The following is a 9,792-nucleotide window of genomic DNA, read 5'->3' as shown; positions in this document are numbered from 1 at the left end:
GTCGGGCCTTGGTGGCGTTGAATCCTGTCCGGGGCAACACGGTGCCAGAGCTGTTCGAGGCGCAGGCCGCTCGCGCTCCGGAAGCGATCGCGGTGGTGGCCGAGGACGCCACGCTGACCTACGCCGCGCTCAACACCCGCGCCGACGACCTCGCCGGACTCCTCTTGGAGCGTGGTGCGGGAAGCGAGACCAGGGTGGCCGTGCTGCTGGACCGCTCCGCGGATCTGGTCGTGGCGTTGCTCGCGGTGCTGAAGGCGGGCGCGGCGTACGTTCCGCTGGACCCGCGTCACCCGGCGGACCGCATTCGCTTCATGCTGCGGGACTCCGCAGCGTCGTTGCTGCTGACGGACGATGCCGCACCGGAGCTCGTCGAGTCGATCGACGTCGTCGTGCTCGACGACGGGGCCAACCGGGCGGTACCGGAACCCGCGGTTCCACGCGATCCTCGGCAGCTCGCGTACGTGATGTACACGTCCGGTTCTTCCGGGCTGCCGAAGGGAGTCGCGACCACCCACGCCGACGTGGTGGCGCTCGCGTCGGACAGCGCATGGGACTCCGGGCAGCACGAGCGCGTCCTGGTGCACTCGCCGAGCGCCTTCGATGCGTCGACGTACGAGTTGTGGGTTCCGCTGCTGCGCGGCGGCCGGGTCGTGGTCGCGCCGCCGGGGGACCTGACCGCTCATGCGCTGGATCGCTTGATCGCGGAACACCGCATCACCGGACTGTGGCTCACCGCAGCCCTCTTCAACGTCTTGGCGGACGAACGACCAGAGGTCTTCGCCGAGGTTGGTGAGGTGTGGACAGGTGGGGAAGCCGCTTCGGCCGCGGCCTTCCGCCGGGTCTTGGACGCTTGCCCGCGGACGACGTTGGTGAACGGGTACGGCCCGACGGAGGTCACGACGTTCGCGACCAGCCATGTGGTGCGCCCAGGCACGGAACTGGGGAACGGTGTCCCGATCGGCGGTCCGCTGGACGACACGCGTGCGCACGTGCTGGACGCGGACCTGCGACCGGTGCCTCCGGGCGCGGTGGGAGAGCTGTACGTCGCAGGTGCCGGGGTGGCGCGCGGGTACTGGGGGCGTGCCGGGTTGACGGCCGAGCGGTTCGTGGCGGACCCGTTCTCCGCCGGCTCCCGGATGTACCGGACCGGGGACCTGGCCCGCTGGAACTCGGAAGGTGCCTTGGAGTTCGTCGGGCGCGCCGACGACCAGGTCAAGATCCGCGGCTTCCGGATCGAGTTGAGCGAGGTCGAGGCCGTCCTGAGCGCCGATCCCCGGGTGACGCGGTGCGTGGTGGTGGCCCGGGAGGACGGGCCGGGAGACAAGCGGCTGGTCGCGTACGTCGTCGCCGGGCCGGACGGGTGCGAGCCGGCCGAGGTGCGGGCGAACGCGGCCCGGCTCCTACCGGACTACATGGTGCCCTCGGCGGTCGTGGTCCTCGAACGCTTTCCGTTGAACACCAATGGGAAGGTCGACCGGGGCGCGTTGCCGGTTCCGGAGGTCGCGACCGGGAAGGGGCGGGGCCCCCGCACGCCCCGCGAAGACCTGCTGTGCGGGTTGTTCGCCGAGGTGTTGGGCGTGGAGGGGGTGGGGGTTGACGACAGCTTCTTCGAGCTGGGCGGCCACTCGCTGTTGGCGACGCGGTTGGTGAGTCGTGTTCGCGCCGCATGTGGTGTGGAGTTGTCCGTGCGTGCGGTGTTCGAGGCGCCCACGGTGGCGGAGCTCGCTGCGCAGGTCGGCGCTCAGGAGGGTGGGGCGAGTCTGCCGTTGGTGGCCGGGGACCGGCCGGAGCGCATCCCGCTGTCGTTCGCCCAACACCGGCTTCGGTTCGTCGACGAGCTCGAAGCCGCTGGTTCGGCCTACCACATTCCGCTGGCATGGCGGCTGACCGGCGAGGTCGACGTTCCGGCCCTTCGCGAGGCGGTCTGGGACGTGGTGGACCGCCACGAAGCACTTCGGACGGTGTTGCCCGAGGTCGGGGGCGTGCCGGAGCAGAAGGTGCTCCACAGCGCGCGGAGCGTCCTGGACGTTCCGGTGTTGCGCGCTTCGGCTGGTGAGGTCGATCGGGTCGTGGCCGACCACGCGGAGCAGCGGTTCGACCTGTCCCACGAGGTGCCGGTTCGGGCGCGGATTCTCGTGGTGGACGAGCAAGAGGTCGTGCTGTCGGTGGTGTTGCACCACATTGCCGGTGATGGGTGGTCGGTCGTCCCGCTGGTGCGGGATTTGGGCGCGGCGTATGCCGCGCGGTGCGTTGGTGAGGTGCCGAGTTGGCGGGATTTGCCGGTGCAGTACGCGGATTTCGCGTTGTGGCAGCGGGAAGTCCTGGGGAGTGAAGATGATCCGGGGAGTGTGATCTCGCGTCAGTTGGAGTTCTGGAAGGACGAGCTCCGCGGCCTTCCGGAGGAGATAGTTCTTCCGGTGGATCGGTCTCGTCCGGCGGTCGCTTCGCATTCGGGTCGGCGGGTGGGTTTTGAAGTCTCGCCGGAGCTGCATGCGGGTTTGGCGGGTGTGGCCGGTGAGTGCCGGGCGACGGTGTTCATGGTGGTGCAGGCCGCGCTCGCCGCGTTGTTGGCGCGGTTGGGTGCGGGTGCGGACATTCCGATCGGAACTCCGATCGCCGGTCGTAGGGAGCAGGCGACCGAGGATCTGGTGGGGTTCTTCGTCAACACGCTGGTGTTGCGGACCGACACATCGGGCGATCCGAGCTTCCGGGAGCTCCTGGGGCGCGTCCGCGAGTCGGATCTGGCTGCGTACGCCCACCAGGACCTGCCTTTCGAGCGGCTTGTCGAGGCGTTGAACCCGCAGCGCTCTCTTGCCCGGCATCCGCTGTTCCAGGTCATGTTGGCGTTCCAGAACGTCGACCAGGCGAGCTTCGGCTTGCCCGGCGTCGAGGCAGAAGCCCTGTCGGCGGTCGACGGTTCGGCGAAGTTCGATCTGACCTTCGAGCTGACCGAGCGGCGTGGTGCGGGGCTCGCCGGTGAGCTGGAATTCAGCACGGACCTGTTCGACCGTGCCACCGCGGAACAACTCGCCGCCCGGCTGGTGCGCGTGCTGGAAACGGCTGCCGTCGACCCGGATGTCCGGGTCGGCGACATGGACGTCCTGACCGAGGACGAGCGCTATCGATTCCTCGAACGCTCGAATGGAACGCCGGACGTCCCGGTGTCGACCCTGCCGGCATTGTTCGAGGCCCAGGCGGCGGATTCGCCCGATGCCGTCGCGGTGGTCTGCGGCGACGAGTCGGTGTCGTACGCCGAGTTGAACGCTCGCGCGAACCGGCTTGCTCGGCACTTGGCCGACCGCGGCGCCGGCCCGGATTCCGTGGTGGCTTTGATGTTCCCGCGGTCGGTGGAGATGGTCGTGGGAATGCTGGCGGTGTTGAAGGCGGGTGCCGCGTACCTGCCGATCGATCCGGACCAGCCCGCCGAGCGCATCGGGTTCATGCTCGCCGACGCCGATCCGGCGCTGGTGATGACGGTCCGCGGGGCCGAGGCCGGACTACCTCGCGGACACGGGTTCCCGGTGCTGGCAGTTGACGATCCGGCCGCCGCCGAGGTGGTGGCCGGGATGTCGGGTGCCGATCTTTCCGATGCGGATCGCGCACTTCCGCTGGATACCGGTCATGCGGCGTACGTGTTGTTCACGTCGGGGTCGTCGGGGCGGCCGAAGGGCGTGGTCGTCACCCATGCCAACGTCGCGCGGCTGCTGGCGGTCGGTCGAGCCCGCTTCGGCTTCGGCCCCGACGACGTGTGGACCTTGTTCCACTCCTACGGGTTCGACTTCTCGGTCTGGGAGTTGTGGGGCGCGTTCTCGTGCGGCGGTCGGCTGGTGGTCGTCCCGTGGGAGGTGTCGCGGTCTCCCGGCGAGTTCGCCGAGCTGCTGGTCCGGGAGCGCGTGACGGTGCTGAACCAGACGCCGTCGGCGTTCTACCAGCTGGTGCGAGAAGCTCAGGACGGTCGGCTTTGGGAGCGGGGCTGCGTCCGGTACGTGGTCCTGGGCGGTGAGGCGCTGGATAGCAGCCGGGTTCCGGATCGGGGTGACGGTCGGGGCCCGGTGGTGGTGAACATGTACGGCATCACCGAGACGACCGTGCACGTCACCCACGCCGAGATCGGGGCCGGTGATGGCGGGCGCGGCAGGATCGGTCGGCCCCTGGCCGACCTGCGGGTGCACGTGCTCGACGCGAACCTGGCACCGGTGCCGGTGGGCGTGGTGGGCGAGATGTACGTCGCCGGCGCGGGCGTGGCGCGGGGCTACGCCGGGCGACCCGGGCTGACCGGGCAGCGGTTCGTCGCCGACCCGTTCGGCGAGGCCGGTGGGCGGATGTACCGCAGCGGGGACCTGGCCCGCTGGAACCGGCACGGCGAACTGGAGTACGTCGGCCGGGCAGATGACCAGGTGAAGGTTCGTGGCTTCCGGATCGAATCGGGCGAGGTGGAGGCCGCGCTGGGCGCGCATCCTCGGGTGGCGCGGTGCGTGGTCGTCGCGCGCGAGGACCGGCCCGGCGACAAGCGGCTGGTGGCTTACGTCGTGGCCGATGCTCACGGCTGCGACCCGGGCGAGGTGCGGGCGTTCGCGGCCGGACGCCTTCCGGACTACATGGTGCCCTCGGCAGTGGTGGTGCTGGATGATCTGCCGCTGACGGCCAACGGGAAGCTCGATCGCCGCGCGTTACCTGCACCGGATCTCGGCCCCGCGGCGGGGAACGTGCCGCCTCGGACGCCGCGCGAGGCGTTGTTGTGCGGGTTGTTCGCCGAGCTGCTGGTCGTGGAGGGGGTGGGGGTCGACGACAGCTTCTTCGATCTGGGCGGGCATTCGTTGCTGGCGACCCGGTTGGTGAGTCGCATCCGTGCCGAGTGCGGTGTGGAGTTGTCGGTGCGTGCGGTGTTCGAGGCGCCAACGGTCGCCGAACTTGCTGCGCGGATGGAGAGCAGCGACGTACTGGCGGGTGCTGTCCGGGGCTTGGTCGCTGATGTTCGGCCGGAGCGGGTGCCGTTGTCGTTCGCGCAGTACCGGTTGTGGTTCGTGGACAAGCTGGACGCGGTTGGTTCGGCGTACCACATTCCGCTTGCGTGGCGGCTGTCCGGCGAGGTCGACATCCTGGCGTTGCAGGAAGCGGCGCGGGACGTCCTGGCGCGGCACGAGGTGTTGCGGACGGTCTTCCCGCAGGACGAGGACGATGTTCCTCGGCAGCGGATCCTGGACACCGGAACCGCGTGGGAGCTGGCGGCCGGCGGAACCGAAGTACCGGAGATCGCCGCCGACGAGGTCGCTCGGGTGATGGCCGAGGAAGCCCGGCAGGCTTTCGACTTGGGTGTGGAGCCGCCGATCAGGGTGCGCTTGTGGGACGTCGCCGAAGGCGGCCACGTCTTGTTGGTGGTGTTGCACCACATCGCCGGTGATGGGTGGTCGGTGGTGCCGCTGCTGCGGGATTTGGGCGCGGCGTATGCGAAGCGGCGCACCGGTGAGGAACCGGGTTGGCAGGACTTGCCGGTACAGTACGCGGATTTTGCGTTGTGGCAGCGGGAAGTGCTGGGCAGTGGGGAAGATCCGGGCAGTCTGATCTCTCGCCAGCTGGAGTTCTGGAAGGACGAGCTCCGCGGCCTTCCGGAGGAGATCGTTCTGCCGGTGGATCGGTCTCGTCCGGCGGTCGCTTCGCATTCGGGTCAGCGGTTGGGTTTCGACGTATCACCGGGGCTGTACGCGGGCTTGGCGGGTGTGGCCGGTGAGTGCCGGGCGACGGTGTTCATGGTGGTGCAGGCCGGGCTTGCCGCGTTGCTGACGCGGTTGGGTGCGGGCGAGGACATTCCGATCGGGAGCCCGATCGCCGGGCGTACGGAGCAGGCGACCGAGGACCTGGTGGGGTTCTTCGTCAACACGTTGGTGTTGCGGACCGATACATCGGGCGATCCGAGTTTCCGCGAGCTGCTGGCGCGGGTCCGGGAGACGGACCTGGCCGCATATGCCAATCAGGACCTGCCGTTCGAGCGTCTCGTCGAGGCCATCAACCCGCAGCGGTCGCTGGCTCGGCATCCGCTGTTCCAGGTGATGCTGGCGTTCCAGAACGTTGAGCAGACGGATCTGGAGATCGCCGGCGCTGGAGTGGAATCCCTGCCGGTGGATGGTGCGGCGGCGAAGTTCGATCTCACCGTTGAGCTGACCGAGCGGAGTGGTGGGGGCCTCGCCGGTGAGCTGGAGTTCAGCACGGATCTGTTCGATCTCGCCACCGCGGAACAACTCGCTGCCCGACTGGTGCGCGTGCTGGAAGCCGTTGTCGAAGACCCGGACGTTCGGCTAGGAGAGATCGACGTTCTCATCGGCGCCGAACGGGATCGGTTGCTCGAGGTGTGGAACGGGCGAGGTGTGGTCGTCGCCGAGTCGACCTTGCCGGAGTTGTTCGAGGTCCAGGTTGCGGAGTCGCCGGATGCCACTGCGGTGGTGTGCGGTGATGAGTCGGTGTCGTATGCGGAACTGAACGCTCGGGCGAATCGGCTTGCTCGGTGTCTGATCGATCGTGGTGCCGGGCCGGGTTGTGTTGTGGGGCTTGCGGTTCCGCGGTCGGTCGAGATGGTCGTGGCGGTGTGGGCGGTGCTCAAGGCGGGCGCTGCGTATGTGCCGGTCGATCCGGACTTTCCGGCCGAGCGCATCGGGTTCATGTTGGCCGACGCCGAGCCGGTGCTGGTGGTGACGACGGTCGAAGCCGAACACGCGATGCCACCGGGTTTTCCGGTTCTCGTGGTGGATGATCCGGGTACTGCGCTCGTGGTGGCCGGGTTCTCGAATGCGGAGCTCACTCGCGGAGACCGGGCCGGAGCGGGTCCCGATGATGCGGCGTACGTGTTGTTCACGTCGGGTTCGTCGGGGCGGCCGAAGGGCGTGGTCGTCACTCATCGGAATGTGTGCGGGTTCGTTGCGGCGATCGATCCGTGGTTGGAAGCAGGACCCGGGGATCGGTTGCTGGCGGTGACGACGTTGTCGTTCGACATCGCCGTGGTGGAGTTGCTGGCGCCGCTGCTCGCCGGCGCCTCGGTCGTGGTCGCGACCAAGGCTGAGCTGGCGGATCCGCCCGCGTTGGCCGGGTTGGTTGCCGAGTGGGGTGTGACGGTCATGCAGGCCACGCCTGCCCTGTGGCAGGTCGTGGCGGCCGAGACTCCGGCGATGTTGCGTGGGCTGCGGGTGTTGACCGGCGGCGAGGCCCTGCCGGAGCACCTGGCGACCCGGCTGGGGATGTTGGCCGGTGAGGTCGTCAACCTCTACGGGCCGACGGAGGCCACGGTGTGGTCGACCGCGGCGGAAGTCGACCGAACGGGTTCGGTGTCCATCGGCCGACCACTGGGCAATACCCGCGTCTACGTCCTGGATGCGGGCCTGCGTCCGGTACCGCCTGGTGTGCGAGGTGAGTTGTTCATCGCGGGTTCCGGGGTGGCGCGGGGCTATCTCGGGCGTCCTGGGTTGACGGCGGGGCGTTTCGTGGCTGATCCGTTCGGTCCTGCGGGTGGGCGGATGTACCGGACCGGGGATGTGGCTCGTTGGAACCGGGATGGTGAGTTGGAGTTCGTTGGCCGGGTTGATGATCAGGTCAAGGTTCGTGGTTTCCGGATCGAGTTGGGTGAGGTCGAGGCGGTGCTGGCTGCTCATCCGGCGGTGGCGCAGTGCGCGGTGGCCGCACGAGAAGACCGGCCGGGGGAGAAGCGCCTGGTCGCCTATGTCGTGGCTCGCACGGGCGAACTAGACCCTGCGGACTTGCGGGATCACCTGACCCGCAGCCTGCCGGATTACATGGTCCCTTCGGCAGTGCTGCCCCTGGAGCGTCTTCCGCTCACCGCCAACGGGAAGCTGGACCGGAAGGCGCTGCCCGCTCCGGACTTCAACTCCGGACCGGCGGAAGCGTCACCGCGGACACCGCGCGAGGAACTGCTTTGCGAGTTGTTCGCCGAGATCCGAGGCCTGCCGGAGGTGGGCGTCGGGGACAACTTCTTCGACCTCGGTGGGGACAGCATCGGGTCCATGCAGCTGGTGAGCCGCGCCCGAAGCGCCGGACTGGTGATCACCCCTCGCGACGTGTTCGAGCACAGAACGCCGGCGGCATTGGCGGCCGTCGCGGGGGTGCTCGAGACCGCGCCGGACACCTCGGACGAATCCAGCGAATCCGATCCGGTGCTGGTCGTGCTCGATGCGGCTGAGGCTCGGCTGGTGGAGGAGGCGGTCGGTGGGGTGGTGGATGTCCTTCCGCTGTCGCCGCTTCAGGAAGGGTTGCTGTTCCACGCCGTCTTCGATGACGGCTCGAATGATGTCTATTCGGTGCAGCTGGTCTTCGAGCTGTCGGGGGAGGTGGATGGCGAGAGGTTGCGGCGTGCTGGGGATGTGCTGCTCGCGAGGTATCCGAATCTGCGGGCGTGCTTCATTCACGAGGGGCTGGGTCGTCCGGTCCAGGTCGTGCCGAGGGAGTCTGATATCGGCTGGACCGAGGTGGATCTGTCGTCCTGTGCGGAGACCGAGCGCGAGCTGGCCCGGCTGCTGGAGCGGGATCGGGCTGCCGGGTTCGACGTGCAGCGAGGGCCGCTGCTGCGGATGATGTTGGTCCGCCTCGGCGAGGAGCGGTCCCGGATGGTGGTGACCACTCACCACCTCGTGCTGGACGGCTGGTCGCTTCCGTTGCTGGTGCGTGAATTGTTCGCGTTGTACGAGCGACGCGGCGATGACGGTGACTTGCCCATGCCGAAGAGGTATCGGGACTTCCTGGCGTGGCTGAGCAATCGTGACCGCGACGCGGCACTGGGAGCGTGGCGGGAGGCGTTGGAGGGTGTCGAGCCGTTGTTGCTCGGCTCTGGGGATCGGGTGCCGGTCGTACCGCAGCGGTTCTCGCTGGAGTTGCCCGCGGAGCTGACCGCAGGGCTGGTGGAATGGGCCCGGTCCTGCGGGCTGACGCTGAACACGGTGGTGCAGGGCGTGTGGGCGCTGCTGCTGAGTCGGTGGACCGGTCGCGGGGATGTGGTGTTCGGGTCCACTGTGTCTGGTCGTCCTCCGGAGCTTCCGGAGGTGGAGTCGATGGTGGGCCTGTTCATCAACACGATCCCGGTCCGGGTCCGGCTGGATCCGTCGGAGACCATCGCGGAGATGCTGGTCCGGTTGCAGGCGGAGCAGGCGCGGCTGCTGGACCACCAGTACTTGGGCCTGGCGGACATCCAGCGCCAGGTGGGTACCGGTGAGCTGTTCGACACCGCCACCGTCTACGAGAACCATCCGATCGACCTCGATGAACTGTCGAATCCGATGCGCGAGTTGCGGATGACGTCGGCGGAGAGCCTCGACGCCACCCACTACACCCTCAACCTGGCGGTGATGCCCGGCGAGCGGCTGCAACTGCGGTTCGGCTACCGCCCCGACGTCTTCGAGCAGGCCACCGTCGAGACGCTCGCCAGCCGCCTCCAACGCATCCTCGAAACGGCTGTCGAAGATCCGGACCAGCGGGTGGGGCGCATCGATGTCCTCTTCGAGGCGGAACGCCGTCGGCTCCTCGCGGATTGGAACGCGGCCGAGGTCGAGGTTCCGGAGGTCGCACTGCCGGAGTTGTTCGAGGCTCAGGTTGTGCGGGCGCCGGAGGCCACGGCTGTGGTGTGTGGTGGTGTGTCGGTGACGTACGCGGAGCTCAATGCGAGGGCGAACCGGCTCGCTCGTTGTTTGGTCGCACGGGGTGCTGGGCCGGAATCCGTTGTTGCGCTGGCGCTTCCGAGGTCGGTCGACATGGTCGTCGCCGTGTTGGCCGTCCTCAAGGCCGGGGCCGCCTATCTGC

At 68.6% G+C, this 9,792-nt stretch carries 1 protein-coding gene; it reads left to right on the top strand.

The annotated features are described in order from the left end of the window. Window positions 1-11: 11 nt before the first annotated feature. The coding region (locus tag AB0H93_RS35675) for an amino acid adenylation domain-containing protein (RefSeq protein WP_358579250.1) at window positions 12-9,792 on the top strand (9,781 nt) is incomplete at its 3' end.

This window comes from Saccharopolyspora sp. NPDC050642 (assembly GCF_040654735.1).
In the GTDB taxonomy this organism is placed as follows: domain Bacteria; phylum Actinomycetota; class Actinomycetes; order Mycobacteriales; family Pseudonocardiaceae; genus Saccharopolyspora; species Saccharopolyspora elongata.
The sequence above is the reverse complement of the archived record's forward strand: the minus strand, read 5'-3'. Positions and strand labels throughout refer to the sequence as shown.